The following is a 23,433-nucleotide window of genomic DNA, read 5'->3' on the forward strand; positions in this document are numbered from 1 at the left end:
CAAATGTTTTTTAGAGTATTCTATAAGCCGTATGTGGCATGTTAGGGCATGTAGAGTATTTTGGTTTTAATAATGAGTAAAAGGTTGTAGTTATGGGCAAAAGGTTAACAAACACCAGGTTGAGAGTTGATTTTTCTAGGAATAAAAAAGAGTTGGAAGTTCCTAATTTATTGATGTTGCAGAAAGCAAGCTATGATTCCTTTTTATATTCTTATGATGGTAGGGAAAGTGGAATAGAGAGAGTTCTAAAGTCCATATTTCCTATTCAGGATTCTGCTGGTAGAGTTACCTTAGAGTATGTTGGTTGTGAGTTTGGTAAACAAAAGTATACTATATTAGAGACAATGATAAGGGGACTTACATATTCTATTCCGCTCAAGGTTAAAGTCAGATTGATTCTATGGGATAAAGATGAAAGAGGCGAGCAAATAGGAGTAAAGGATATTAAAGAGCAGACTATATATGTCCGTGAGATTCCATTAATGACAGATAGAGTTTCTTTTATTATTAATGGAGTTGAACGTGTTGTTGTGAATCAATTACACAGAAGTCCGGGCGTAATATTTAAAGAGGAGGAATCAAATACCTCTGCTAATAAGCTCATTTATACAGGACAGATTATCCCAAATATGGGTGCTTGGCTTTATTTCGAATATGATTCAAAAGATATTATGTATGTGAGAATCAACAAACGAAGGAAGATCCCTGTTACAATTTTGTTTAGGGCTCTTGGTTATAGTAAGCAACAAATTATTCAGATGTTCTACTCCATTCTTAATATAAGCGTAAAGGATAATAGTTTTTTTGTTCCTTTTGATAACATTAACTTAGATGGAATCTTAGATTATGACCTTAAGAATAGCAAGGGGCAATTGATTCTTCCAAGCGGAAAAAAATTTAGTGCTAAACGCAAGAAAGATTTGCAGGAGAAAGGTATCAAATACGATAAGGTAGAGTATAACATACAAAACCTCATGATGTCTTATCTTGCAGAACCTTTGTATCATCCAGATAGCGGAGAGGTTATCCTTGATTCTTTATCGGTGTTAAATGAAGCAAATCTAAAGAAAATTTCTGATTTAAATATAAAAGAATTTAAAGTCATTAATGATACTGCGCCTGGATATGATAACTCAATTATTAACTCTTTCCTTGCTGATGCAGAGAATCTTAAGGCAATTAGGCAAACCGAAAAGATTGATAGTGAGACTGATTTGGCTGCTATTAGAATTTATAAAGTAATGCGGCCTGCTGAACCAGTAACAAAAGAGGTTGCAAAAAAGTTTATTGAGCAATTATTCTTTGATCCATCTCGTTATGACTTGACTGGTGTTGGTAGAATGAAGATGAATCATAAGTTAAATCTTAGCATTCCTGATTATGTTACAGTGCTCACATATAATGATATTATTGAGACTGTTAGGTATCTCATGTTTGTTCGTAACGGTAAGGGTAGAATTGATGATAGGGATCACTTGGGCAATAGAAGAATCCGTGCTATTGGAGAGTTACTAGCAAATGAACTACATACCGGACTCGTTAAAATGCAAAAGTCTATTAAAGATAAGCTAACTCAGCAGACTTCATTTGATAATGTAATGCCACATGATCTTATTAGTTCCAAGATGATTACTAGCACTATAATGGAATTTTTTGCCAGCGGTCAGCTGTCTCAATTTATGGACCAAACTAATCCATTGTCAGAGATTACCCATAAGAGAAGATTGTCTGCCCTAGGTGAAGGCGGTTTGGTAAAAGAGAGAGTTGGATTTGAAGCAAGAGATGTTCATCCAACCCATTATGGTAGGATATGTCCCATTGAGACTCCTGAAGGACAAAATATCGGATTGATTAACACACTATCCACATATACAAGGGTAAATGATTTAGGCTTTATCGAGTCTCCTTATAAAAAAGTTGTAGATGGTAAGGTAACTGATGATATTGTATATCTTACAGCTATACAAGAAGATGGTAAGATTATCGCGCCTGCTAGCACGCAGATAGATTCCAAGGGCAAAATATCTGGTGGATTAATAGAGACTCGCTGTGGTGGTGAGATTTCATTGCGTAAAGCTGAAGAGGTGGAACTTATTGATCTAAGTCCTAGAATGCTTGTTGGTGTAGCAGCTTCTCTTATTCCATTCTTGGAACATGACGATGCGAACCGTGCTCTTATGGGTTCTAACATGCAGAGGCAAGCAGTTCCATTATTAAAGCCAGATGCGCCAATTGTTGGTACGGGAATTGAGGGGGTAATCGCTAGAGATTCGTGGGAGGCTATAAAAGCAAAGCAGTCTGGAGTGATAGAAAAGGTAGATGGAAAGAATATTTATATACTAGGTGAGAATGAGAATGGAGCGTATATAGACGGTTATTCAATGCAAAAAAATATGCGCACTAATCAGAACACCAGTTTTACTCAACGACCAATTGTTAAGATAGGCGACAGAGTGGAATCAGGTCAGATTATTGCTGATGGTCCTAGTATGGATAACGGTGAGCTTGCCTTAGGAAAAAACATTCGTGTAGCATTTATGCCATGGAATGGATATAATTTTGAAGATGCTATTGTAGTTAGTGAGAGGCTTATTAAAGACGATGCCTTTACTTCTATTCATATCTATGAGAAAGAGATTGAAGCTAGAGAGCTTAAACATGGCGTGGAAGAAATCACCATAGATATTCCAAATACGCGTGAAGAGGATATACTTCATCTTGATGAGAGCGGAATCGTCAAGATTGGAACATATGTAACAGGCGGTATGATTCTAGTTGGCAAAGTAACTCCAAAAGGAGATGTTAAACCAACTCCAGAAGAGAGGTTATTGAGAGCTATTTTTGGTGAGAAAGCTGGGCATGTTGTAAACAAGTCTCTGTATTGTCCACAAAGTATGGAAGGTTATGTTGTTGATGTTAAGATATTCACGAAGAAAGGATATGAAAAAGATGCTCGCGCAAGGAGGGCATATGAAGAAGAGAAGTCTAATCTTGATATAGAGCATCATGAGCAACTTACTATGCTTAATAGGGAAGAAATGCTTAGAATCTCTTTTATGTTATCTAAGGAGCAACTAAGCTCGGAAGCAAAGATTAACGATAAACAATTTAAAAAGGGTGATGTGATTCCAAAAGAGGAATTGGAAGACATTAATCGGTTTGCGCTTAATTCTCTTATCAAGAACTATTCAAAGGAGATTCAAGACAAGTATGAGCAAATTAAGAATAATTTCCTAGAACAAAAAAGAGTGTTAGGAGTAGAGCATGAAGAAAAATTGTCTATTCTAGAGAAAGATGATATTCTTCCAAATGGAGTAGTAAGGCTTGTTAAGATTTATATAGCCACAAAACGTAAATTAAAAGTTGGCGACAAGATGGCAGGTAGGCATGGCAATAAGGGTATAGTAAGCAATATAGTTCCAGCTGTTGATATGCCATATACAGAAGATGGCGAACCGGTTGATATTGTTCTAAATCCACTTGGTGTGCCAAGTCGTATGAACATAGGTCAGATTCTAGAAGTGCATTTAGGGCTTGTTGGAAAGCGTTTGGGAGAGCAAATTGAGCAGCAATTAGAAGATTCTAAATATAAATTTAGCCAAGAGCTTAAAACTAAGCTTATAGAGATTGCAAAGCTAGTCAATGAGAATCAGGAGATAATCGATGTTTTAAATAATGCAAGTGAAGAAGAGATTTTAAATTATGCCAAGGATTGGAGCAATGGTGTGAAATTTGCCATACCAGTGTTTGAGGGAATATCTCAAGACAAATTCAACAAGCTTTTTGAAATGGCAAAAATTGATATTGACGGTAAAACAACACTTTACGATGGTAAGACTGGCGAAAAAATTAAAGAGCGTGTGAATGTTGGCTATATGTATATGCTAAAACTTCACCACTTGGTCGATGAAAAAGTCCATGCAAGAAGCACAGGACCATACTCACTTGTAACACAACAGCCAGTTGGAGGAAAGGCACTATTTGGTGGTCAAAGATTTGGTGAAATGGAAGTTTGGGCATTAGAAGCTTATGGTGCTGCACATACTTTAAAAGAGATGCTTACTATAAAGTCGGATGATGTAAATGGCAGAAAAGAAGCCTATGAGGCAATTACTAAGGGATTTCCCGTTGGAGATTCTGCAATTCCAGAGACTTTTTATGTTCTTACTAAAGAATTACAATCATTAGCCCTTGATGTTAATGTATATGGCGACAAAGTTGATGAGTTTGGACTTATTAAGCCCCTAGTTGTTGGAGAAGATGAGAAAGATAGACCAAGGGATTTTAGTGCATTTCAACTTGTTTTAGCTAGTCCAGATAAGATTCGCTCATGGAGCAGAGGTGAAGTTAAGAAGCCAGAGACAATTAATTACAGAACTCTTAAGCCAGAGCGCGATGGGCTTTTTTGTACAAAGATATTTGGACCTGTGCGAGATTATGAATGTCAGTGCGGTAAGTATAAAAAAGGGCGTTATAAAGATATAGTATGTGAAAAATGTGGCGTGGAAGTAACTACTGCAAAAGTTAGACGTTCTCGTATGGGACATATTGAGCTTGTAACACCTGTTGCACATACTTGGTATGTAAATTCATTGCCTAGCAGGATAGGGACTTTACTGGGTGTGAAGATGAAAGATTTAGAACGTGTTTTGTATTATGAGGCTTATATTGTAAAAAATGCTGGTGATGCATTTTATGATAATGAAGCTACAAAGAGAGTTATGAAATATGATGTTCTAAATGAGGAGCAATTTAAGAATATTAATAGTTGCTTTGAGCATACTGGCTTTGAAGCACAAATGGGTGGTGCTGCCGTTAAGGAGTTATTAGAGGAGCTTGATTTAGTTGTGTTGTTGCAATCTTTAAAATCAGATATTGCATCTACTAGCTCCGAAGCAAAGAAGAAATCATTTGTTAAGAGATTAAAGGTTGTTGAGAGCTTCCTTAATTCAGGAAATCGACCTGAGTGGATGATGCTCACTGTTTTACCTGTATTACCTCCTGATTTGCGACCTCTTGTAGCACTTGATGGCGGCAAGTTTGCTGTAAGTGATGTAAATGATTTGTATCGAAGAGTTATTAATAGGAATCAAAGATTAAAGAGATTAATGGAGCTTGATGCGCCAGAAATAATTGTTCGTAATGAAAAAAGAATGCTGCAAGAAGCTGTTGATGCATTATTTGATAATGGAAGAAATTCTAATGCAGTTAAAGGTGCAAATAAGAGACCACTTAAGTCTTTATCAGAAATTATTAAAGGGAAACAAGGCAGATTTAGACAGAATCTACTTGGTAAGCGTGTAGATTTTTCTGGGAGAAGCGTTATTGTTGTAGGTCCAAATCTAAGAATGGATCAGTGTGGGCTACCGAAAAATATGGCTATTGAGCTTTTTAAGCCACATTTGCTAGCAAAGCTTGAAGAGAAAGGTTATGCAAAGCATATTAAGCAAGCCAAGAAAATGATAGATCAAAAATCAAGCGAAGTTTGGGAGTGTTTGCAAGAAGTAATTGATGGTTATCCTGTTATGCTTAACCGTGCTCCAACACTTCATAAGCAGTCAATTCAGGCTTTTCACCCTAAGTTAATTGATGGTAAGGCTATACAGTTACATCCGCTTGTGTGTTCTGCTTTCAATGCTGATTTTGATGGCGACCAGATGGCAGTTCATGTTCCTTTAACTAAAGAAGCTATAGCAGAATGTAAAATTTTAATGTTAAGCTCTATGAATATATTATTGCCAGCAAGTGGTAAGCCAGTAGTAGTGCCAAGTCAAGATATGGTTTTAGGTTTATATTATTTGAGTCTTGAGAAGCCAGATTCCAAAGGTGAACATAAATTTTTCTCTAATTTTAATGAGATAGCTATAGCACTTGAGTTTGGTGAATTGGATATAAATAGCAGCATTAGGGTTGTGATTGATGGGCATGTTGTAATCACTACTGCAGGTAGAATGGTGGTGAAATCCATATTGCCAGATTTTGTTTTGCCACATTTGTGGAATCGAGTATTGAAAAAGAAGGATATTTCAAATCTTATTGATTGTGTTTATAAAGAGGGCGGTGTAGGTTTAACTGCTACCTTCCTTGATAATCTTAAAGATTTAGGTTTTAAATATGCAACAAAAGCAGGAATTTCTATTTCTGCTGCTGATATTATCATTCCAGAATCTAAGCAAAAAATGATAGAGGATTCTAAGGAAAAGGTAAGGCAGATTCAAGCCCAAGCTGACCAGGGTATTCTAACTGTTCAAGAGAGATATAATAAGATAATTGATATTTGGACAGAGACTAATGACAAGATGGCACGAGAAATGATGAAGATCATAGAGCAAGATAAAGGCGGCTTTAACCCAATTTATATGATGGCAGATTCTGGAGCTAGAGGTAGTGCTACACAGATTAGACAATTATCAGCTATGAGGGGTCTAATGGCAAAGCCTGACGGAAGTATTATCGAGACACCTATTATCTCAAATTTTAAAGAGGGGTTGAATGTTCTTGAATATTTTACTTCAACTCATGGTGCAAGAAAAGGTTTAGCAGATACTGCTCTAAAGACAGCTAATGCTGGTTATTTGACAAGAAAACTTATTGATGTTAGTCAAAATGTGAAGATAACAATGGAAGATTGTGGCACCCATGAAGGTGTAGAGATTGCTGATATTGCAGTTGGTAATGAGATGATAGAGCCACTGCAAGAGAGGATTATTGGTCGTGTGGCTGCTACTGAGGTTTATGATCCAATCACTAGAGAGGTTTTAGTTCAAGAGGGAACGTTAATTAACGAGGAGATTGCCGAGCAAGTAAAAAACTCTAGCGTGCGTTCTGTAAATATACGCACATCTACGACATGCAAGGCACCAAGAGGGATTTGTGCAAAATGCTATGGATTAAACCTTGGCGAGGGTAAAATGAGCGTATCTGGTGATGCGGTAGGTATCATAGCTGCACAATCAATTGGTGAGCCAGGAACGCAGCTTACATTAAGGACATTCCATGTTGGCGGGACGGCTAGTAGGAGTCAAGAAGAGAGTCAAGTTATAGCAGAGAAAGAAGGTTTTATTCGTTATTATAATATAGAAACTTATATTAATAGAGAAGGAAAAACAATAATCTCTAATAGAAGAAATGCTTGTATATTGCTTGTTGAACCAAAAATTAAAGCACCATTTTGTGGAACATTGCAAGTAGATAGCGTACACGATAGGGTTATTTTGATTCTCAAAGGCGAAAATGAAGAGAAAAAATATGAGCTTAATAAAAGTGATATTGCTACTCCTAGAGAGTTAGCAGGCGTTATTGGTAAGATTGAGGGTAAGGTTTATATTCCACATAGTTCTGGATATGTTGTGAAAGAGGGTGGTAGCATTGCAGATATTATCAAAGAAGGATGGAATATTCCAAATAGAATTCCACATGCAAGTCAATTGCATATCAGCGATAATGAGCCTGTGCCACAAGATATTTATGCTAAGGCTGATGGTATTGTGAAATATTATAAATTACAATCTGACCAGTTAGAACGTTTTAAGAATGTTACAGATGGTATGGTAGTAAATGAAAAGGGACTTTTTGCGGTGATTGCAGATTCTAATGATAGGGAAGCTTATAGACATTATATTGCTAGAGGTTCAAAGATTGAGGTAAAAGACAATGAAAATGTTAATAAGACAACTAAACTAGCTAGTAAAAACAGTGAAAAAGATTGTCTTATAGCTTCATGGGATGCTTATAGCACATTAATAATTTCTGATATTTCTGGTGTATCTAGATATGTTGATATTGTGCCGGGGACGACAGTTATTGAAAAAGAAGATGAGAAGACTCACATTAAGTCTTTAACAGTTCAAGAGTATATTCCACAAGGCTACAAACCAGCAATCATAATTCAAGATTCTAATGGCAATGAAAAGAGCTATAACCTAGAGCCAAAGAGCGTTATTTTGATTGATGACGGCAAAGACGTGCAAACAGCAGATTTATTAGCAAAAGTTCCAAAGGCTACCATTAAATCTAAGGATATTACTGGTGGTCTTCCTCGTGTGTCAGAATTATTTGAAGCCAGAAAACCAAAAGATATTGCAGTATTGGCTGAAATTGATGGCTATGTTAGCTTTGGTAAGGTGGTGCGTGGAAAGGAGAGGATAATCATTACTTCAGATGATGGCAGAAAAGCAGAATATCTAGTTGATAAATCGAAACAGATCCTAGTTCGTGAAGGTGAGTTCGTGCATGCTGGAGAGATGTTAAGCGATGGAGTTATGAGCAGTCATGATATTTTACGAATTAACGGAGAGAAGGAGTTGCACAAGTATATAGTCAGCGAAGTGCAACAAGTCTATCGTAGGCAAGGCGTTAGTATTGCCGATAAGCATATAGAGATTATAGTATCACAGATGTTACGACAGGTTAGAATTCTAGATAGTGGCGATACCAAGTTCATAGAAGGAGACTTGGTAAGTAAGAGATACTTCAGAGAAGAGAACGAGAAAATACTGCAGCAAGGTGGTAATCCAGCTATTGCAGAGCCAGTTTTGCTAGGAATTACTAGGGCTGCAATTAGTAGCGATTCTATTATCTCTGCCGCATCTTTTCAGGAAACTACAAAGGTTTTGACAGAAGCTAGTATTGCGGCTAAGAAAGATTTTCTAGAAGATCTAAAAGAGAATGTTGTTTTAGGTCGCATGATACCAGTTGGGACTGGGTTGTATAAGGATAAAAGTGTATTAATTAAGCATAGTAAAGAAAATTTATAATGTATTTTTACACTTTAGTTATAATGGCAAGATTATTTTCTAAAATTTAAGATTAAAGGATGTGTGTGCCAACGATTAATCAGTTGATTCGCCAAGAAAGAAAGAAAGTTGTTAAGAAAACTAAATCGCCAGCGTTAGTTGAATGTCCTCAGAGAAGAGGAGTTTGCACAAGAGTTTATACTACAACTCCAAAGAAACCAAATTCAGCTATTAGAAAAGTGGCTAAGGTGCGCTTGACTAGTAAATTTGAAGTCATTAGCTATATACCGGGTATTGGGCATAATTTGCAGGAGCATTCTATTGTTCTAGTTCGCGGTGGACGTGTTAAGGACTTGCCAGGTGTGAAATACCATATAGTCCGAGGAGCGTTGGATACGGCTGGTGTTAGCAAACGTTCAGTTTCACGTAGTAAGTATGGTGCCAAAAGAGCTAAGGATGCAAAAAAATAATTTACACACATAGAATAGGAGTAGCAATTCAATGAGAAGAAGAAGAGCCCCAGTTAGAGAGGTTTTGGGTGATCCAATTTACAATAATAAGGTCGTAACTAAATTTATAAATAAAATGATGTATGATGGTAAGAGAAGTGTAGCCGAAAAGATTATATATGCCACTTTTAATAGAATTGAAGAAAAAAATGGTGAAAAAGGTATAGAAGTTTTTGAAAAAGCACTCTCTAATATTCGTCCATTGGTAGAGGTTAGAAGCAGAAGAGTTGGTGGTGCTACATATCAAGTTCCAGTAGAGGTTAGACCAGAAAGGCAACAAAGTCTTTCTATTAGATGGTTGCTTGAAGCTACACGTAAGAGAAATGAGCGGACAATGGTAGAGCGATTAGCAAATGAGCTTATAGATGCAGCTAATGATAAGGGAGCTGCTTTCAAGAAAAAAGAAGATGTTCATAAGATGGCAGAGGCTAACAAAGCTTTTGCGCATTACCGTTGGTAATTGAGGTGTGATAATGGCTAGAAAAACTCCACTAAGTCGAATAAGAAATATTGGTATTGCCGCCCATATTGATGCAGGTAAAACGACTACTTCAGAGAGGATTCTATTTTATACAGGTGTTAGTCATAAGATTGGTGAGGTTCATGATGGTGCGGCTACTATGGACTGGATGGAACAAGAAAAGGAGAGAGGCATTACTATTACCTCAGCTGCTACTACTTGTTTTTGGAAGAATTACCAAATTAATTTGATTGACACTCCAGGACACGTAGACTTTACTATAGAGGTTGAACGTTCCATGCGTGTTTTGGATGGTGCAGTTGCTGTGTTTTGCTCTGTTGGTGGTGTGCAGCCTCAAAGTGAAACTGTTTGGAGGCAAGCTAATAAATACGGTGTTCCTCGTATGGTTTTTGTGAATAAAATGGACAGAATTGGTGCTAATTTTTATAATGTAGAATCCCAAATTAAAGAAAGATTAAAGGCAAATCCTGTTCCTATTTGTATTCCTATTGGCTCAGAAGATTCATTTAGAGGCATTATTGATTTGGTGCAGATGAAAGCAGTGGTTTGGAATGATGAATCAATGGGAGCTAAATACGACATTGAAGATATTCCAGCTGATTTAGTTGATAAGGCTAACGAATATCGTGATAAACTTTTGGAATCTGCGGCTGAGCAAGATGAGTCTTTGATGGAAAAGTATCTTGGCGGAGAAGAATTGAGCGTAGAAGATATTAAACTTGGTATTAAACTTGGTTGTCACAATATGAGTTTGATTCCTATGCTTTGTGGTTCTAGCTTTAAAAATAAGGGTGTTCAAACTTTGCTTGATGCTGTGGTAGATTATTTACCTGCTCCAACTGAAGTTAGTGAGATAAAAGGTATTGATCCTAAAACTGATTCTGAAATTCAAGTAGAATCTACAGATGATGGTGAGTTTGCTGGGCTTGCATTTAAGATTATGACAGATCCTTTTGTAGGTCAGCTTACTTTTGTTCGTGTTTATCGCGGTAAGTTGGAATCTGGTAGTTATGTATATAATTCCACTAAAGGTAAAAAAGAGAGAGTAGGACGACTTCTTAAAATGCACTCTAATAAGCGTGAAGATATTAAGGAAGTTTATGCAGGTGAAATATGCGCTTTTGTTGGATTAAAGGAGACTTTGACAGGAGATACGCTTTGCGATGAAAAAAATGCTGTTATATTAGAGCGTATGGAGTTTCCAGAGCCCGTTATACATATTGCTGTTGAGCCAAAGACAAAAGCAGATCAAGAAAAAATGGCAGTAGCACTTGGCAAGCTAGCAGAGGAAGACCCTAGCTTTAGAGTAAGTACTCATGAGGAAACTGGCCAAACTCTTATAGGTGGTATGGGCGAACTACATCTTGAAATTATTGTGGACAGGCTAAAAAGAGAGTTTAGAGTGGAGGCTGAAGTCGGTCAACCACAAGTTGCATTTCGTGAGACTGTTAGAAGTAGCGTAACGCAAGAGTGCAAGTATGCAAAACAATCTGGTGGGCGAGGACAGTATGGGCATGTCCATATTAGACTTGAACCAAAAGAGGCTGGGACTGGTTATGAGTTTATTAATGAGATTACTGGCGGGGTTATTCCAAAAGAATATATACCAGCTGTTGATAAAGGAATACAAGAAGCAATGCAAAGTGGTGTGCTTGCTGGGTATCCTGTTGTGGATTGTAAAGTAACGCTTTATGATGGTAGTTTCCATGAAGTTGATTCTAGTGAAATGGCATTTAAGATAGCTGGTTCTATGGCATTTAAAGATGCTTGTCGTAAGGCAAATGCTGTTCTTTTAGAGCCTATGATGAAAGTAGAAGTAGAAGTTCCAGAGGAATATATGGGTGATGTTATTGGTGATTTGAATCGTAGAAGAGGACAAATTAATTCAATGGACGATAGAATGGGCTTAAAGATAGTAAATGCTTTTGTCCCCTTGGCTGAAATGTTTGGATACTCTACTGATTTACGTTCCGCTACTCAGGGTCGTGGGACATATAGCATGGAGTTTGATCATTATGGAGAAGTTCCAAATAATATTGCAAAAGAAATCATAGAGAAAAGGCGAGTGTAATAACTCAAGCTTATTTTAGGTGGCGATTGTTTATACAAATGTATTTTACATTCAGCATTATTTAAATTAATTTAAAACTTTGATAATCTATATTAGATGCAGAATTATAAACCTCTTAATATAATCGACAATAGGGCAATTTATTCTGATTGTGGTGGTTAATTATGAAGTTTAATAAGGCAATTTTCTTTGATAGAGATGGTGTAATTAATGATGACCTAGGCTATGTTCACAAGATTGATGATTTCAGATTCTATGAGGATTTCTTTTCTTGTGCAGAACAATTTAAAAAGCATGGATATAAGTTAATTGTTGTTACAAATCAGTCTGGTATACAACGTGGTTTATATACAATCAAGGATTTTTTGATTCTAAGTTGTTATATGCAAGGATGTATTTATGATCGACTAGGATTTTATCTTGACAGGATTTATTTTTGTCCACTACTTCAAGATTCTATTAGGAGAAAACCATCTCCTGGTATGCTGTTAGCAGCAAAAGAAACTTTCGCTTTGGATATGAGTAAATGCCTTATAGTTGGTGACAATATAAGTGATGTAGAGGCTGGTTATAATGCTGGATTATCGAATCTTTTTTTACTGCAGAGGAAACCTGATGATTTTAGTGATATGAGAGATTTAAATAGTAAATATCATTATCATAAAATAAGAGATTTAAGCCAAATTTCTGCTATTTTGCAAGATAACTCACTTTCTTAAATATATACAATAACCATTTTTTATTATATTTTTTGTATATTATGTTTTCCTTTTATAAAGGACAAAAATCGCAACATCTGTATACCTTAATATTGACTTTATATTCCTATTTTGTTAGGATTCTAACTTAGTTTTTATGAATAATATAATTTGAATTTTTGACTACATGTTATATACATTGAAGGAAAGTTATGCAAAAAATTAGGCTAAGATTAAAGGCTTATGACCATAGGGTGCTTGATCGCTCAGTATTTGCTATTGTGAGTGCTGTAAAACGAACTGGTTCTGAAATTATAGGACCAATTCCTCTCCCAACTCGCAAAAAAAGATATACTGTGTTGCGTTCTCCACATATTAATAAAGATTCTAGAGAGCAATTTGAGATAAGAATACATAGCAGAATGATAGATATTATGTCCGCTACAGGAGATACAGTTGATAGCCTTATGAAGCTTGATTTGGCTCCAGAAGTTCATGTAGAAGTTATGTCAATGGATAAGTAGCGAAAATACAAGCACCTAATTGCGTTAATTGTAAGTTTAAGAATTATTTGTTTTTAATTTATTTTGAAAAGGGTAAGTAAATATGGAATTTATAGTCCAAAAAATTGGAATGAGCAGAACTGTTACAATACCTAGTTATTCGGTTACTCTTTTAAAGGTTCTCTCTGCAAAAGTATGTAAAATTAAAGATGGGACAGCATTGGTTGCTTATTCAAAAGGAAAAAGCTTTAATAAGAGTATTGCCGGTAATCAAAAAAAATATAATCTTAGCAAAGAGTATAATCATTTTGCTACGCTTAAAATTAATCAGGATATAGAAGGAGATATTGATACATCTTCTTTAAATGAGGGAGTGAGGCTAAAAGTTACTTTTAAGACAAAAGGAAGAGGCTTTAGTGGTGCTATGAAGAGATGGAACTTTCAAGGTGGTCCAAGCTCTCATGGAAGTAGATTCCACAGAAGGCTAGGTTCTATTGGCAATAGAGAGTGGCCAGGTAGAGTTCAACCAGGTAAAAAGATGGCTGGCCATTATGGGAATGAGAAAGTAAGTGTTCAAAGTGATGTTGTGTCATTTGATAAACAGAATAATATTCTTGTATTAAAAGGCTCTGTGTCTGGATTTAACGGCTCTTACGGAAGAATTATTATCTTAGATAGAAGGGAGAGAAAATGAGTCAGGCAATTTTATTAAATGATGGGTTGACGCAAAGTGGCGTGTCTGAATTGCCAGAACGTTATAATGGAATCAAGGAACATAACCTATATCTATACGTAAAATCTTATCTTGCTAGTGTTAGATCCAATAATGCTCAAGCTAAGAATCGCAGTATGGTTAGTGGCGGTGGCAAAAAGCCTTGGGCGCAAAAAGGTGGAGGTAGAGCTAGAGCTGGGAGTATTACATCACCGGTTTTTGTTGGTGGTGGTGTTAGTCATGGTCCAAACAATACTAAGAATTACTTTATTAAGATAAATAAGAAACAAAAAAAGCTCGCTTTAGAATTTGCACTTAAACAAAAGGCAGATTCTAATTCTTTGTTTGTTGTTGATTCCATAAGTGTTCCAAGCGGCAAGACTAGAGAAGCTTATGCAAAGTTTAAAGCCTTTAATAAAAAGAATATGCTATTTGTTGCACAAAAAAGTGATGAAAGAACATTCCTTGCATTTCGAAATATACAAGAATGCTATTTGATTGATGCAGACGAGTTGAATGCCTATCTTATAGCTGCATTTAGGAGCGTTATGATAGAGAAAGCTGTTTTTGACGAGATTATAAAAAGAGGTTGAGATGGCAGATATAACAGACATTAAAACGATTTTATACACGGAAAAATCTTTAGAATTAAAAGAAAGCGGTGTGCTTGTTGTCCAAACTTCTACACGAATGACGAAGAATAAATTAAAAGAAATATTTAAAAGTTATTTTGGTTTTACTCCAATTAGAGTAAATTCGTTGCGTCAAGATGGTAAGACAAAACGTTTTAAAGGTAGGTTGGGTCAGAGATCAGACTTTAAGAAATTTTATGTCAAGATTCCAGAGGGTGCGGATATTAATTCGCTCTCTGTATAGTTATTAGGAGATTATGATGGCAATTAAAACCTATAAACCTTATACCCCTAGTAGAAGATTCATGTCTAATCTTAGTTCTACGGATATTACATCAAAGCCTTCTGTACGAGGATTGCTTACGAAGATACCTATTAGTGCAGGTAGGAATAATACTGGTCGAATTACTAGCAGACATAAATCAGGTGGTGCTAAGAAGCTATATAGAATCATCGATTTTAAACGTAATAAGTTTAATGTTGAAGGTAGAGTTAGTGCTATTGAGTATGATCCATATAGAAATTGTCGTATCGCGCTAATTAATTATAAAGATGGTGAGAAGAGATATATTATCCAGCCAAATGGATTGCGTATTGGTAGTTTGGTGCTTGCTGCTGATTCTGGGCTTGACATAAAGGTTGGTTTTGCTATGAAGCTAAAAAGCATTCCTATTGGAACTATTGTTCATAATGTCGAATTGAATCCTGGTGCAGGTGGTGCTATTGCTAGAAGTGCCGGTTCTTATGCTCAAGTTATGGGTAGAGAAGGCAAATATACCATATTGCGTATGCCTAGTGGCGAAATGCGTTATATTTTAGAAGAATGTATGGCTACTGTTGGAGTTGTTGGTAATGAAGATTTTATTAATATATCTATAGGTAAGGCTGGTCGAAATAGGCATAGGGGTATTCGTCCACAAACTAGAGGTAGTGCCATGAATCCAGTTGATCATCCACATGGGGGTGGTGAAGGAAAAACCGGCTCAAGCGGGCACCCTGTTTCTCCTTGGGGTATGCCTACAAAGGGCTATAAGACTAGAAGTAAAAAGGCAAGTGATAGATTAATCATTTCAAGAAAAAAGAAATAAGGGATATTTGATGGCAAGATCGATAAAGAAAGGTCCATTTATAGATGGTCATCTTGAAAAGAAAGTTTTGAAGGCTAAAAAAGCAAAAGATAATAAGCCTATTAAAACATGGTCAAGAAGAAGTACAATCCTTCCTGAGATGATAGGACTGACTTTTAATGTTCATAATGGCAGGCTATTTGTGCCTGTGTATATAACTGAAAATCATGTTGGTTACAAACTTGGTGAGTTTGCTCCTACAAGGACATTTAAGGGGCATAAGGGCAGTGTTCAGAAAAAGATTGGTAAATAATTTATAATATGCGAAGAGGATTGTATGAGCAATAAAAGCGAAACACGAGGTAGCAGAGCAGTTTTAAAATATGCAAGGCTCTCTCCCACAAAAGCAAGATTGGTTGCAAAGCAAATACAGGGGTTAAACGCAGAAGTGGCGTTAGCTATGCTGGAGTTTACCCCCAATAAGGCTGCTAAAGCTATTTATAAAACGGTGGCATCAGCTATAGCAAATGGCGGATATGATGCTTCGAATGTTGAAGTTACTTCTTGTCGTATTGATAGGGGTCCAGTGTTGAGACGTTTTATGCCTAGAGCTAGAGGTAGGGCTACTCCAATTCGTAAACCTATGTCACATATTTTTGTAGAGGTAAGTGAAATAGATCGTAGTTCTAAGTAAATAGTCAAGAAATTTAAAATATGATGAGGTTATAGATGGGTCAAAAAGTTAATCCGATAGGACTAAGATTAGGAATCAATAGGAATTGGACTTCTAGATGGTTTCCAGATTCTAAGAGTACATCAGAGAGAATAGGTGAAGATTATATTATTCGTAAGTTCTTGAAAAAAGAGCTTTATTATGCTAGTATTAGTGAGATTATAATAGAAAGAATGGCATCAAAACTTCGTGTAAATATTGTAGCTGCTAAACCGGGTTTAATTATTGGTAAAAAAGGTGCAGATATTGAGAAAGTAAAGGAGACCTTGAAAAAGCTCGTCAAGACCGATATTTCTATTAATATTAAGGAAGTTAAAAAATCACAAGCCAATGCTCAATTGGCTTCAGAAAATATAGCTATGCAACTAGAAAGAAGAGTTGCATTTAGAAGGGCTATGAAAAGGGTTATGCAGCAGGCTATGAAAGCTGGTGCCAAGGGAATCAAGGTAAAGGTTTCGGGTCGCCTAGCCGGTGCGGAGATGGCTCGTACAGAATGGTATATGGAAGGTAGAGTTCCATTGCATACATTACGTGCGAAAATTGATTATGGTTTTGCAGAAGCTTCTACAACCTATGGAATTATAGGTGTTAAAGTTTGGGTTTTTAAGGGCGAGATATTACAAAAGGGAATACAGTCAGAGAGAGAGGATTCTCGTCCAAGAAATAAGAGGAGGTAGTCATGTTGTTACCAAAGAGAACAAAATACAGAAAGCAAATGAAAGGCAGAAATAGGGGAAAATCCTTTCGAGGCAATAGCCTTGCATTTGGAGATATTGCTATAAAAGCTATAGAGCATGGTAGGATAGACTCTAGGCAGATAGAGTCTGCTAGGATTGCTATGACTAGGCATGTTAAAAGGGCTGGTAAAGTATGGATACGAGTTTTTCCTGACAAGCCGCTTACTGCTAAGCCTCTTGAAGTTAGAATGGGTAAAGGCAAGGGCAGTGTTGATAAATGGGTTATGAATATTAAGCCCGGTAGAATTATATATGAGATGACCGGAATTGATGAGGCTACTGCTAGAGATGCTTTGGCTTTGGCTCAAAGTAAATTGCCTTTTAGGACGAAAATTATTACAAGTGAGAGCGAAAATGAAATATACTGAGTTGCAAGATAAGAGCTTAATAGAATTACAACAGCTACTTAAAGATAAGAAGGCAGAGTTATTTGCATTGAGGATTCAGCTTAAGACTATGCAGCTTACTAAGACTAGCCAAATATCTTCTATTCGAAAAGATATAGCCAGGATTTCTACTGCTATTTCACAGAAAGCAGTGCTGGATTCTTGAGGTTAGAATAGAGTTAATAAATTTAGATTGTTTTAAAGGAATATTTGATGGGCAGTGAAAGTGCACACAAGAGGGTAGTACAAGGAAAAATCGTTAGTATTGCTGGAGATAAGAGTCCCGTTATGTTAGTAGAGAGAAGAGTTGTGCATCCTAAATATCGTAAAATTGTAAAGAGATTCAAGAAATACATTATTCATGATGAAGAAAATAAGGCTAAGGTAGGTGATGTAATCACTGCGATTGAATGTAATCCTATCTCAAAACGAAAAGCATTTAAGTTAAAAGAAATTGTTACACTTGGAGTATCAGAATGATTCAGAGTTTTACAAGATTAAATGTTGCAGACAATAGTGGCGCAAAAGAGGTAATGTGCATAAAGGTTTTAGGCGGTAGTCATAGGCGTTATGCATCAGTTGGTGATGTTATTATTGTTTCTGTTAAAAAAGCTATTCCGAATGGTAAGGTAAAAAAACATCAAGTGTTAAAAGCGGTGGTTGTTAGGACAAAAAGAGAAATCCATAGAGAGAATGGTTCTCTTGTACGTTTTGACGATAATGCTGTAGTCCTTTTGGATGCAAAGAGAGAACCTGTTGGGACGCGTATTTTTGGACCTGTTAGTAGAGAAATTCGCTATGCCAACTTTATGAAAATTATTTCTTTAGCTCCGGAGGTATTGTGATGAATAAGATTAAGATTAAAAGAGGTGATACGGTCACAATTATTTCTGGTGATGATAAAGGTAAGACTGGTGAGGTAATTTCTGTCTTACCAAAGAAAAATATGGTTATTGTAAAAGACTGCAAAATCGCAAAGAAAGCCATTAAGCCAACTGAAGAAAACAAAAAAGGTGGCTTTATTGGCAAGGAGATGCCGATTCATATCTCCAATGTGAAGAAATCTTAGGAGGTATTGCTTTATGTATGCATTGAAAGAAAGATATAAACAAGAGATACCAAAGCAGCTAGCACAGGATTTTGGCATTAAAAACCCACATTTGCTACCAAGATTAGAAAAGGTTGTTATTAGTGTTGGTGCGGGTGAATATGCAAAAGAAGCAAAGATTATGCAAAATATAGCGGATACTGTTTCTCTTATTGCTGGACAGAAAGCAATCACAACTAAAGCTAGAAAATCTGTTGCTGGATTTAAGATGCGTGAAGGTATGTCAATGGGTGTCAAAGTAACACTTAGAAATAATAATATGTTTAACTTTCTTGAAAAACTTATTGTGATTACATTGCCAAGAGTGAGGGATTTTAGAGGTGTTTCTCGCAATGGATTTGATGGTAGAGGTAATTATAGTTTTGGGTTAAATGAGCAACTTGTATTTCCGGAGGTTGTCTATGATGATATTATGGTAACTCATGGTATGAATATTACCATCGTTACTACTACACAAGAGGATAGATACGCTTTTAGGCTTTTGGAATTACTTGGTATGCCTTTTGCAAAAGGGAGATAAAATGGCAAAAAAATCTATGATAGAAAAAACAAGAAGAAAGGCAAAATTCGAAGTTAGAAAGTATACTCGTTGTCAAGTATGCGGTAGGCCTCATTCTGTGTATAGGGACTTTTCTCTTTGTAGAGTATGTTTGCGTAAGATGGGAAATGAAGGATTTATTCCTGGTCTTAGAAAAGCAAGTTGGTAGATAAAACTAGATTTAGGTTTTAAGGAGTTTATATGGTGAATGATATTATTGCAGATTCTATAACTAGGATTAGAAATGCAACAATGAGAAGGCTCGATAATACAGAGCTTTATTATGCAAAAATTGTTACAAGAATTTTAGATGTTTTTAAAGAAAGAGGTTTTATTAAAGACTATAAGGTGAACGATAAGGATTCTAAACAAAGTATTTTTGTTCAACTTGCATATGATGATAGGGGTGTCCCAGCTATTAATGAGATTACAAGAATAAGTAAACCGGGGAGACGAGTATATAAGTCTCGTGATGATCTTAAACGGTTTAAAAACGGGTATGGTATTATTGTTGTTAGTACAAGTAAAGGTGTAATCTCAAATGATGAGGCATATAAGCAAAATGTTGGCGGTGAAGCTCTTTGTAGTATATGGTGATATGGAATTATTAGGAGATAGTTATGTCAAGAATAGGGAAGAAACCAATCACTATTCCTAGTGATATTGAAGTTAAAATAGATAAAACTAAGATTATTTTTAAGGGAAAAAAAGAGACTAAAGAGCTTGAAACTTATGGTAGGGTTGGAATAAATTTAGATTCTAATTTGCTTGTGTTTTCTAAGATCAATGATGAAGTTAAATCTCGTGCTTTTTGGGGGACTTATCGCGCTTTAGCTAATAATATTGTTGTTGGTATGCGAGATGGTTTTAGCAAAATTTTAGAGATTAATGGTGTTGGATATAAAGCATCTGTTAGTGGAAAGGTGTTAGAGCTAAATCTGGGCTTTTCTCATCCTGTTAAATATGACATTCCAGATAATATTACTATTTCAGTAGAAAAAAATAATATCACTATTAATGGCAGTGATAAGCAACAAGTAGGTCAGGTTGCTGCTGAAATTAGAGAGTTTAGACCACCAGAGCCATACAAAGGAAAAGGTGTAAAATATAAAGATGAAGTTATTTTGCGCAAAGCAGGCAAGACATCTAAGAAATAATTAAAGGTAGTCATACAATGAATCCTAAAGTTTTAAAAAAGAAAAAAATCTTACGATTAAAGAGGAAGTTACGTATAAGAGATTGTTTTAGCGGAGATGCTATTAGACCAAGGGTTAGTGTATTTCGTTCAAATAAATATTTCTATGCACAAGCAATAGATGATAAAAATGGCTGCACAATAGCAGCTATAAGTTCTAAGTCTCATAATCTTGGCAATAATAGAGAAGATGCCAAAAAACTAGGAGAAGAGTTTGCTAAGTTATTATTGTCTAATCAGATTAAAGAGATAGTTTTTGATAGAAATGGTTATCTATATCATGGTGTTGTTGCGTGTTTTGCGGATAATCTGAGAAGTAATGGAATAGTATTTTAAGGATGTTGGATGGAAATCAATAGAGAAGAGTTTAGCGAGGTTGTGGTAAATATAGGCAGGGTTACAAAAGTTGTTAAGGGCGGTAGGAGATTTAGATTTAATGCTCTTGTAGTAATAGGCAATCGGAATGGATTGGTTGGCTTTGGATTAGGTAAAGCTAAGGAAGTGCCAGATGCCATTAAAAAGGCTGTTGATGATGCTTTTAAGAACATTGTGCAAGTGAATATAAGAGGAACTACTATTGCCCATGATATTGAGTATAAATATAATGCTAGTAGGATTCTTCTTAAACCAGCAAGTGAAGGAACGGGCGTTATTTCTGGTGGTAGTGCTAGACCCGTTATAGAGCTTGCGGGCATAAAGGATATTTTGACGAAGTCGCTTGGTTCAAATAATCCATATAATGTTGTGCGCGCTACCATAGAAGCTCTAACAAAAATAAAGGCATAGTTTGTATGCTTAAAAATTACAATTAAGGATAGGGTCATGTTGGAAAATATTAAACCCGCTAAAAATAGTATAAAGAGTATTAAAAGAGTAGGCAGAGGACAAGGCTCTGGCATGGGAAAGACTTCTACTCGTGGCGGTAAAGGACAAACAGCTAGAGCAGGCTATAAAATGAAAAGAGGCTTTGAGGGTGGACAACAACCAATACAAAGAAGATTGCCAAAAGTTGGTTTTACTTCCATGGTGGTTAAGCCATATGTGATTAATGTAGATAAGCAAACTAAGCTTAGTGGCTTGGATTCTATTACATTGAATTCTATTAGAAGTGTATACAATATTCCAAGATATGTTCAACAAGTTAAGTTGATAGGAAAAAATGCAGTTAATCTTAGTCAAAAGATTGCCTCAGATGGAAACGTCATAACAAGTCGCTCATCTAAGCACGTAAATTAAGTATTAGGTGAATAAATCTCAAGATTATAAAATCTAGTTCTAGTTTCTAAATTATGGTCGGAAGTCTTAATGAATAAATCTATCCTAAATAAAATTCTTATCACCTTAGCTTTCTTATTTGCTTATAGAATGTTGTCTTATGTCCCAATTCCTGGAGTTGATGCGCTAGAGATTAAGAAATTCTTTGATATTAATGCTAGCAATGCGCTTGGGTTGTTTAATATGTTTAGTGGCAATGCTTTGGAGAGAGTAAGTATTATTTCACTTGGAATCATGCCATATATAACAGCTTCTATCGTAATGGAATTGCTATCTGCTACATTTGGTAATATTGGCAAGATGAAAAAAGAGCGTGATGGAATGCAGCAATATATGCAGATTGTTCGTTATCTCACTATATTCATTACTGCCATTCAAGCTATAAGCGTATCTTATGGGCTTAATAGTATAGGTAGTGGGAATATTATAACTCTTGACAATAAGGTTTTATTTGTTACTTTGTCTGTATTCTCTATGCTTACTGGGACTATGTTGCTTATGTGGATAGGAGAACAAATTACACAGCGTGGCATAGGAAATGGTATAAGCCTAATCATTTTTGCAGGTATTGTATCTGGTATTCCAAGTGCTATAGCTTCTGAGTTTGAGGCTGTTAGCGTTAATGCTAGAAGTGTATTTGACCTTATAATAGTGGTCGCGGTAATATTGATAACGGTGTTTGTAATTATCTATATAGAGTTAGCTGAGAGGAGAATTCCAATATCTTACGCGAGAAAAGTAATAATGCAGAATCAAAATAAGAGAATCATGAATTATATACCTATAAAAATAAATTTAAGCGGAGTGATACCACCAATTTTTGCTTCTGCTTTGTTGGTTTTCCCATCTACTATATTGGAGCAAGCACCCGCTGATTCTATTTGGGCGAAGATTGCAGTTTATATGAATCCAACTTCTACTTCTTACAATGTCTTGATGTTTGTTTTCATAATATTCTTTGCATATTTTTATTCTTCTATAGTGTTCAATTCAAAGGATATAGCAGACAATCTTAAACGTCAAAATGGTTATATACCCGGTCTTCGTCCTGGAGAGAATACTTCCACATATTTAAACACAGTTGCTGGCAGATTAACTTTTTGGGGAGCACTGTATTTGGCTATTATATCTACTGTTCCTTGGTTACTATTAAAGGGTGTTGGCGTACACTTTATCTTTGGCGGCACATCTGTTTTGATTGTAGTCCAAGTGGCTATTGATACTATGAGAAAAATTGAAGCTCAACTTTATACAAGCAAGTATAAAACTCTTAGTGTAGTTGGAATCTAGCAAATGGGTATTTCAATTAAAAACAAGGCAGAGATACAAATTTTAAGAGAAGCTAGTAGAATTGTGGCACTTACTCTTGACTATGCTAAGAGCATTATATCAGATGGTATAAGTCTATTAGAGATTGATAGTGCAATTGAAAGTAAGATATTGTCATTAGGTGCTATACCGAGTTTCAAAGGCTTATATGGATTCCCTAATTCTGCTTGTATTTCTGTCAATGAGGTTGTAATACATGGTATTCCTACTGACTATCGATTAAAAAACGGTGATATTGTTGGTATTGATATTGGCACGAAATATAAGAATTATTATGGTGATGGTGCTATTACTGTTGGTGTGGGGAATGTAGCAAATCAAGATATGAAGCTTATGGATTGTTCTTTGTGCACTCTTGAGAACACTATCAATTCAATAAAGTCTGGCATGAGATTTAAAGAAATAAGTGCAATTTTACAGGAAAATATTGAAAGCAGGGGTTTTCTGCCTTTGTTTGGATATTGTGGACATGGCATAGGTACAAAACCTCATGAAGAGCCAAGTATCCCAAACTACTTAGAAAGTGGCATGAAGATTGCTGGACCTAAAGTTAAGGATGGTATGGTTTTTTGTTTAGAGCCAATGGTATGTCAAAAGAGTGGAGAGCCTGTTGTATTAAGCGATAATTGGTCTGTCGTAAGCAAGGATGGATTGAATACCTCTCACCATGAGCATACAGTTGCGATTATAGATGGTAGAGCTAGAATTCTTACGGAGTTATAAT

The 23,433-nt window shown here is 35.9% G+C and carries 27 protein-coding genes; all 27 read left to right on the forward strand.

The genetic code is table 11. The annotated features are described in order from the left end of the window. Positions 1-92 precede the first annotated feature (92 nt). The 27 genes from LS73_RS01680 to map all read left to right on the forward strand — a co-directional run bounded on the left by LS73_RS01680 (position 93) and on the right by map (position 23,432). Positions 93-8,756: a DNA-directed RNA polymerase subunit beta/beta' gene (locus LS73_RS01680; protein ID WP_034557169.1), complete on the forward strand. Its 8,664-nt coding sequence runs from the start codon at positions 93-95 to the stop codon at positions 8,754-8,756. 65 nt (positions 8,757-8,821) lie between these two features. Next, on the forward strand, positions 8,822-9,205 hold the full coding sequence (rpsL, locus tag LS73_RS01685; protein ID WP_034557170.1) for a 30S ribosomal protein S12: 384 nt from the start codon (positions 8,822-8,824) through the stop codon (positions 9,203-9,205). Positions 9,206-9,236: 31 nt separating this feature from the next. Next, positions 9,237-9,704 carry a 30S ribosomal protein S7 gene (gene rpsG / locus LS73_RS01690; RefSeq protein WP_034557171.1) on the forward strand — a complete coding sequence of 156 codons (468 nt, stop codon included), beginning with the start codon at positions 9,237-9,239 and terminating at the stop codon, positions 9,702-9,704. A gap of 13 nt (positions 9,705-9,717) precedes the next feature. Then, the gene (fusA, locus tag LS73_RS01695) at positions 9,718-11,796 is read left to right on the forward strand and encodes an elongation factor G (protein ID WP_034557172.1); all 2,079 of its coding nucleotides are present in this window, start codon (positions 9,718-9,720) and stop codon (positions 11,794-11,796) included. A gap of 164 nt (positions 11,797-11,960) precedes the next feature. Further along, entirely contained in the window at positions 11,961-12,515 is a 555-nt protein-coding gene (locus LS73_RS01700) for an HAD-IIIA family hydrolase (RefSeq protein WP_034557173.1), read from the forward strand. Between the two features lie 191 nt (positions 12,516-12,706). Beyond that, positions 12,707-13,018 (forward strand): 30S ribosomal protein S10, encoded by a 312-nt coding sequence (gene rpsJ / locus LS73_RS01705; protein ID WP_034557175.1) that lies wholly within the window; start codon positions 12,707-12,709, stop codon positions 13,016-13,018. An 82-nt stretch (positions 13,019-13,100) separates the two neighbouring features. Further along, positions 13,101-13,691: a 50S ribosomal protein L3 gene (rplC, locus tag LS73_RS01710; protein ID WP_034557176.1), complete on the forward strand. Its 591-nt coding sequence runs from the start codon at positions 13,101-13,103 to the stop codon at positions 13,689-13,691. Next, a complete protein-coding gene (gene rplD, locus LS73_RS01715; RefSeq protein ID WP_034557178.1) occupies positions 13,688-14,302 on the forward strand; it encodes a 50S ribosomal protein L4 in 615 nt (204 codons plus the stop codon). The genes rplC and rplD overlap by 4 nt, the downstream gene beginning before the upstream one ends. 1 nt (position 14,303) lies before the next feature. After that, positions 14,304-14,585 (forward strand): 50S ribosomal protein L23, encoded by a 282-nt coding sequence (locus LS73_RS01720; RefSeq protein ID WP_034557180.1) that lies wholly within the window; start codon positions 14,304-14,306, stop codon positions 14,583-14,585. A gap of 16 nt (positions 14,586-14,601) precedes the next feature. After that, positions 14,602-15,429, forward strand: coding sequence for a 50S ribosomal protein L2 (rplB, locus tag LS73_RS01725; protein ID WP_034557182.1), 828 nt, complete (start codon positions 14,602-14,604; stop codon positions 15,427-15,429). 10 nt (positions 15,430-15,439) lie between these two features. After that, positions 15,440-15,721, forward strand: coding sequence for a 30S ribosomal protein S19 (gene rpsS, locus LS73_RS01730; protein WP_034557184.1), 282 nt, complete (start codon positions 15,440-15,442; stop codon positions 15,719-15,721). Positions 15,722-15,745: 24 nt separating this feature from the next. After that, complete coding sequence (gene rplV / locus LS73_RS01735; RefSeq protein WP_034557185.1) at positions 15,746-16,102, forward strand: 50S ribosomal protein L22; 357 nt, start codon at positions 15,746-15,748, stop codon at positions 16,100-16,102. 35 nt (positions 16,103-16,137) lie between these two features. Then, entirely contained in the window at positions 16,138-16,818 is a 681-nt protein-coding gene (gene rpsC, locus LS73_RS01740; protein ID WP_034557186.1) for a 30S ribosomal protein S3, read from the forward strand. Between the two features lie 2 nt (positions 16,819-16,820). Then, positions 16,821-17,246, forward strand: a complete 426-nt coding sequence (gene rplP / locus LS73_RS01745; RefSeq protein WP_034557187.1) for a 50S ribosomal protein L16 — start codon at positions 16,821-16,823, stop codon at positions 17,244-17,246. Then, positions 17,233-17,430: a 50S ribosomal protein L29 gene (rpmC, locus tag LS73_RS01750; protein ID WP_034559020.1), complete on the forward strand. Its 198-nt coding sequence runs from the start codon at positions 17,233-17,235 to the stop codon at positions 17,428-17,430. Before rplP ends, rpmC begins: the two co-directional genes overlap by 14 nt. A 47-nt stretch (positions 17,431-17,477) precedes the next feature. After that, complete coding sequence (gene rpsQ / locus LS73_RS01755; protein ID WP_034557188.1) at positions 17,478-17,744, forward strand: 30S ribosomal protein S17; 267 nt, start codon at positions 17,478-17,480, stop codon at positions 17,742-17,744. Continuing rightward, positions 17,741-18,109 carry a 50S ribosomal protein L14 gene (gene rplN, locus LS73_RS01760; protein ID WP_034557189.1) on the forward strand — a complete coding sequence of 123 codons (369 nt, stop codon included), beginning with the start codon at positions 17,741-17,743 and terminating at the stop codon, positions 18,107-18,109. The genes rpsQ and rplN overlap by 4 nt, the downstream gene beginning before the upstream one ends. Continuing rightward, positions 18,106-18,333 (forward strand): 50S ribosomal protein L24, encoded by a 228-nt coding sequence (gene rplX, locus LS73_RS01765; RefSeq protein ID WP_172458468.1) that lies wholly within the window; start codon positions 18,106-18,108, stop codon positions 18,331-18,333. Before rplN ends, rplX begins: the two co-directional genes overlap by 4 nt. A 13-nt stretch (positions 18,334-18,346) precedes the next feature. Next, positions 18,347-18,892, forward strand: a complete 546-nt coding sequence (rplE, locus tag LS73_RS01770; RefSeq protein ID WP_034557192.1) for a 50S ribosomal protein L5 — start codon at positions 18,347-18,349, stop codon at positions 18,890-18,892. A 1-nt stretch (position 18,893) separates the two neighbouring features. Further along, entirely contained in the window at positions 18,894-19,079 is a 186-nt protein-coding gene (locus LS73_RS01775) for a type Z 30S ribosomal protein S14 (protein ID WP_034557194.1), read from the forward strand. A 32-nt stretch (positions 19,080-19,111) separates the two neighbouring features. Beyond that, the gene (gene rpsH, locus LS73_RS01780) at positions 19,112-19,507 is read left to right on the forward strand and encodes a 30S ribosomal protein S8 (protein ID WP_034557195.1); all 396 of its coding nucleotides are present in this window, start codon (positions 19,112-19,114) and stop codon (positions 19,505-19,507) included. A 23-nt stretch (positions 19,508-19,530) separates the two neighbouring features. Next, positions 19,531-20,067: a 50S ribosomal protein L6 gene (rplF, locus tag LS73_RS01785; protein WP_034557197.1), complete on the forward strand. Its 537-nt coding sequence runs from the start codon at positions 19,531-19,533 to the stop codon at positions 20,065-20,067. A 17-nt stretch (positions 20,068-20,084) separates the two neighbouring features. Further along, positions 20,085-20,441 (forward strand): 50S ribosomal protein L18, encoded by a 357-nt coding sequence (rplR, locus tag LS73_RS01790; RefSeq protein ID WP_034557199.1) that lies wholly within the window; start codon positions 20,085-20,087, stop codon positions 20,439-20,441. Positions 20,442-20,450: 9 nt separating this feature from the next. Beyond that, a complete protein-coding gene (rpsE, locus tag LS73_RS01795) occupies positions 20,451-20,891 on the forward strand; it encodes a 30S ribosomal protein S5 (RefSeq protein ID WP_034557200.1) in 441 nt (146 codons plus the stop codon). A 36-nt stretch (positions 20,892-20,927) separates the two neighbouring features. After that, on the forward strand, positions 20,928-21,341 hold the full coding sequence (gene rplO / locus LS73_RS01800) for a 50S ribosomal protein L15 (RefSeq protein WP_034557202.1): 414 nt from the start codon (positions 20,928-20,930) through the stop codon (positions 21,339-21,341). A gap of 69 nt (positions 21,342-21,410) precedes the next feature. After that, positions 21,411-22,670, forward strand: coding sequence for a preprotein translocase subunit SecY (gene secY / locus LS73_RS01805; protein ID WP_034557204.1), 1,260 nt, complete (start codon positions 21,411-21,413; stop codon positions 22,668-22,670). A gap of 3 nt (positions 22,671-22,673) precedes the next feature. Continuing rightward, positions 22,674-23,432, forward strand: coding sequence for a type I methionyl aminopeptidase (map, locus tag LS73_RS01810; protein WP_034557205.1), 759 nt, complete (start codon positions 22,674-22,676; stop codon positions 23,430-23,432). The last annotated feature ends 1 nt before the right edge of the window (position 23,433 follow it).

Source organism: Helicobacter muridarum (assembly GCF_000765805.2).
GTDB lineage: Bacteria > Campylobacterota > Campylobacteria > Campylobacterales > Helicobacteraceae > Helicobacter_A > Helicobacter_A muridarum.

What these genes read in the sequence shown, in the direction of transcription:
- LS73_RS01680 (WP_034557169.1), top strand. Translation starts at nt 93, where the DNA reads ATGGGCAAAAGGTTAACAAACACCAGGTTGAGAGTTGATTTTTCTAGG.
- LS73_RS01720 (WP_034557180.1), top strand. Translation starts at nt 14,304, where the DNA reads ATGGCAGATATAACAGACATTAAAACGATTTTATACACGGAAAAATCT.
- rplR (WP_034557199.1), top strand. Translation starts at nt 20,085, where the DNA reads ATGAATCCTAAAGTTTTAAAAAAGAAAAAAATCTTACGATTAAAGAGG.
- rplD (WP_034557178.1), top strand. Translation starts at nt 13,688, where the DNA reads ATGAGTCAGGCAATTTTATTAAATGATGGGTTGACGCAAAGTGGCGTG.
- rplV (WP_034557185.1), top strand. Translation starts at nt 15,746, where the DNA reads ATGAGCAATAAAAGCGAAACACGAGGTAGCAGAGCAGTTTTAAAATAT.
- map (WP_034557205.1), top strand. Translation starts at nt 22,674, where the DNA reads ATGGGTATTTCAATTAAAAACAAGGCAGAGATACAAATTTTAAGAGAA.
- fusA (WP_034557172.1), top strand. Translation starts at nt 9,718, where the DNA reads ATGGCTAGAAAAACTCCACTAAGTCGAATAAGAAATATTGGTATTGCC.
- rplN (WP_034557189.1), top strand. Translation starts at nt 17,741, where the DNA reads ATGATTCAGAGTTTTACAAGATTAAATGTTGCAGACAATAGTGGCGCA.
- secY (WP_034557204.1), top strand. Translation starts at nt 21,411, where the DNA reads ATGAATAAATCTATCCTAAATAAAATTCTTATCACCTTAGCTTTCTTA.
- rpsC (WP_034557186.1), top strand. Translation starts at nt 16,138, where the DNA reads ATGGGTCAAAAAGTTAATCCGATAGGACTAAGATTAGGAATCAATAGG.
- rpsH (WP_034557195.1), top strand. Translation starts at nt 19,112, where the DNA reads ATGGTGAATGATATTATTGCAGATTCTATAACTAGGATTAGAAATGCA.
- rpmC (WP_034559020.1), top strand. Translation starts at nt 17,233, where the DNA reads ATGAAATATACTGAGTTGCAAGATAAGAGCTTAATAGAATTACAACAG.
- LS73_RS01775 (WP_034557194.1), top strand. Translation starts at nt 18,894, where the DNA reads ATGGCAAAAAAATCTATGATAGAAAAAACAAGAAGAAAGGCAAAATTC.
- rpsE (WP_034557200.1), top strand. Translation starts at nt 20,451, where the DNA reads ATGGAAATCAATAGAGAAGAGTTTAGCGAGGTTGTGGTAAATATAGGC.
- rplP (WP_034557187.1), top strand. Translation starts at nt 16,821, where the DNA reads ATGTTGTTACCAAAGAGAACAAAATACAGAAAGCAAATGAAAGGCAGA.
- rpsQ (WP_034557188.1), top strand. Translation starts at nt 17,478, where the DNA reads ATGGGCAGTGAAAGTGCACACAAGAGGGTAGTACAAGGAAAAATCGTT.
- rpsG (WP_034557171.1), top strand. Translation starts at nt 9,237, where the DNA reads ATGAGAAGAAGAAGAGCCCCAGTTAGAGAGGTTTTGGGTGATCCAATT.
- rplF (WP_034557197.1), top strand. Translation starts at nt 19,531, where the DNA reads ATGTCAAGAATAGGGAAGAAACCAATCACTATTCCTAGTGATATTGAA.
- rplC (WP_034557176.1), top strand. Translation starts at nt 13,101, where the DNA reads ATGGAATTTATAGTCCAAAAAATTGGAATGAGCAGAACTGTTACAATA.
- rpsJ (WP_034557175.1), top strand. Translation starts at nt 12,707, where the DNA reads ATGCAAAAAATTAGGCTAAGATTAAAGGCTTATGACCATAGGGTGCTT.
- LS73_RS01700 (WP_034557173.1), top strand. Translation starts at nt 11,961, where the DNA reads ATGAAGTTTAATAAGGCAATTTTCTTTGATAGAGATGGTGTAATTAAT.
- rpsS (WP_034557184.1), top strand. Translation starts at nt 15,440, where the DNA reads ATGGCAAGATCGATAAAGAAAGGTCCATTTATAGATGGTCATCTTGAA.
- rplO (WP_034557202.1), top strand. Translation starts at nt 20,928, where the DNA reads ATGTTGGAAAATATTAAACCCGCTAAAAATAGTATAAAGAGTATTAAA.
- rplB (WP_034557182.1), top strand. Translation starts at nt 14,602, where the DNA reads ATGGCAATTAAAACCTATAAACCTTATACCCCTAGTAGAAGATTCATG.
- rplE (WP_034557192.1), top strand. Translation starts at nt 18,347, where the DNA reads ATGTATGCATTGAAAGAAAGATATAAACAAGAGATACCAAAGCAGCTA.